At 73.3% G+C, this 2,723-nt stretch carries 1 protein-coding gene; it reads right to left on the bottom strand.

The window, feature by feature from the left end; genetic code table 11:
* Window positions 1-314 precede the first annotated feature (314 nt).
* A partial coding sequence (locus tag KBX39_RS28210) for an efflux RND transporter permease subunit (RefSeq protein WP_210873431.1) occupies window positions 315-2,723 on the bottom strand: 2,409 nt, incomplete at its 5' end.

The raw sequence follows: 2,723 nt of genomic DNA, 5'->3' as shown, positions 1-2,723 counted from the left end.
CGACCTGGACCCCGCCGCGACCGACGTCCTGGTGGCGGTTGCCGAGCGTGGCGCTGGCCGGGCCGCCCGCCAGCGGGAGGCGGCGGTCGGCCACCCAGGTGCTCTCCACGGTGGCGGCGGAGCCGAGCGCGGCGCCGCCCAACAGCAGCGCGGACCGGCGCAGCACGGTACGTCGATTCCACCGGCCCGCGACCCCCATCGCGCCCCCGCACCGAAAGTAGGCATCAGCTCACCGAGCGTACCGCCGGATGCGCTTCTGGTGTGTCCCGTGCGTCGAGGTGTCGGGAGGGGCCGCGCGGGCCCCTCCCGACCCGTCACTCGGTGGGGGGAAGCGGGGAACGGCGGCTCTTGGGCAGGCGGAGCACCTCGAACTGGTCCGTACCGTCGATCAGCGCGCCCGACGGGCGGGCCGGTGGCGGCGCGACCTGAGCCCGCTCCTCGACGCGCTCCTCGCCGCCGCCGACCGGCACCGGCACCGGATCGGCCGCCGGCTCCGGCTCGACCGGCGCCGCCGCGCCCCGGCGCCGGGCCCGGAACGAGCCCTTGGTGTGCTCCACCATCGTGTAGAGCGTCGGCACCAGCACCAGCGTCAACAACGTCGAGCTGAGCAGGCCGCCGATCACCACGATCGCCAGCGGCTTGGAGATGAAGCCGCCCTCACCGGTCAGGCCGAGCGCCATCGGCAGCAACGCGAAGATCGTCGCGACGGCTGTCATCAGGATCGGCCGCAGCCGGCGCCGGCCGCCCTCCACCACGGCCTCGGTCACATCCATGCCCTGCGCCCGGTACTGGTTGATCAGATCCAGCAGCACGATCGCGTTCGTCACCACGATGCCGACGAGCATGAGCACGCCGATCAGCGCCGGCACGCCCAGCGGCGTCCCGGTGACCAGCAGCAGCCCGATCGCCCCGGTCGCCGCGAACGGCACCGAGATCAGCAGGATCAGCGCCTGGGTGAGGCTGCGGAACGTGGCCACCATGATCAGGAAGACGATCGCGATGGCGGCCAGCACCGCGAGCCCGAGGTCCGCGAACGCGTCCGCCTGGTCGGCGCTGACGCCGCCGATCTCGTACGTGGCGCCCGGCACGTCCAGCGCGTCCAGCCGCTTCTGCAGCTCCTGCGTGGTGGCGCCGAGGTTCGAGCCGGTCGCCGTGCCGGTGACCGAGACGCTGCGCTCGCCGTCGATCCGGGTCACCTGCTGCGGGCCCTCGACCTGGTTGACGTCCGCGATCGCGTCCAGCGGCACCGCGCCGACCGGCAGCGCCCGCAGCTCCGCCACGGTCAGCGGCGGCCGGGCGCCGCTGCTCAGGACCACGGTCTGGGCCGTGCCGTCGAGCGTGACCTGGCCCAGCGGCGCACCCCGGTACACCTGCGCGACGAGCTGCCCGACGGCCGCCTCGGTGAGCCCGGCGCGGGCCGCGGCGACCCGGTCCACAGTCACCTCGACGCGGGGCACCCGCGTGGCCAGGCTGCTGGTGACGTCCTCCACGCCCGGCGTGTCGGCCATCGCGGCACGTACCGCCTCGGCCGCCCGGGTCAGCGTCTCCTGGTCGGCGGCCTGCACCACCACCTCGACCTGGTTGGCCGAGGCGTTCTGCCCGCCGCCGAACGTCAGCTCGCCCACCTCCGGGCCGAGCGCGTCGAACTCCTTGCGCAGGCCCTGGCGTACCGTCGCGGCGTCGGTGTCGTCGGAGAGCGACAGCGACCAGGTGGCCCGGTCGCTGCCGCCGCCGGCGAACGGGTTGTCGCCACCACCGGCGCTGACCTGGTAGGTCTCCACCCCGGGGGTACGCCGCAGCACCTCCTCGATCCGCGCGGCGGCCCGGTCGGTGCCGGCGAGCGAGGTGCCGGCCGGCATCTCCTGCCGGATGGCGAGCGTGTCCTGGCCCGAGTCGTCCAGGAAGTTCGTCTCCAGCTTCTGTGCCAGCCCGAACGTGCCCAGGAGCACCAGCAGGCCCAGGCCGACGGTCGCCCACCGGGTCTTCCGGGAGCGGGTGGCGAAGTCGATCACCGGCAGGTACGCCCGCTGCAGCGGGTTGCGCAGCTCCTTCTCCTCGGCCTCCCGCCGGGCCGCGGCGTCGTCGGCGCCGCCGCGCGGCCGCAGGAACCAGTACGCCAGCACCGGGATGACAGTGAGCGACACCAGCAGCGAGGCGAGCAGCGCCACCGTCACGGTGATCGCGAACGGGGCGAAGAGCTGCCCGACGAAGCCGCCCACCAGGGCGATCGGCGCGAACACGGCGACAGTGGTGAGCGTGGACGCGGTCACCGCGCCGGCCACCTCGCGGACCGCGGTGAGAATCGCGTCCCGCTTCGGCTCGCCGTACTCCAGGTGCCTTTTGATGTTCTCCAGCACCACGATGGAGTCGTCCACCACCCGGCCCACCGCGATGGTCAGCGCGCCCAGGGTGAGCAGGTTGAGCGAGTAGTCGCCGGACCAGAGCACGATCAGCGCGACCAGCACCGACAGCGGGATGGACACCGCGGTGACCACCGTGGAACGCACCGACAGCAGGAACACCAGGATCACCACGACCGCCATGACCAGGCCCAGCAGGCCCTCGGTGGTCAGGCTCTCGATGGACTTCTCGACGAACGGTGCCTGGTCGAAGACCACTGTCAGCTCGGCGCCCGCGGCGTCACCCAGCTCGTCCAGCCGGTCCCGGATCTCGTGCGAGATCTCCACCGCGTTGCCGTCCGGAGCGGCCGTCACCGCGATGCC

Origin of the sequence: Micromonospora sp. D75 (genome assembly GCF_018070405.1) — a bacterium.
GTDB classification, from domain to species: Bacteria; Actinomycetota; Actinomycetes; order Mycobacteriales; family Micromonosporaceae; genus Micromonospora; species Micromonospora chalcea.
The sequence above is the reverse complement of the archived record's forward strand: the minus strand, read 5'-3'. Positions and strand labels throughout refer to the sequence as shown.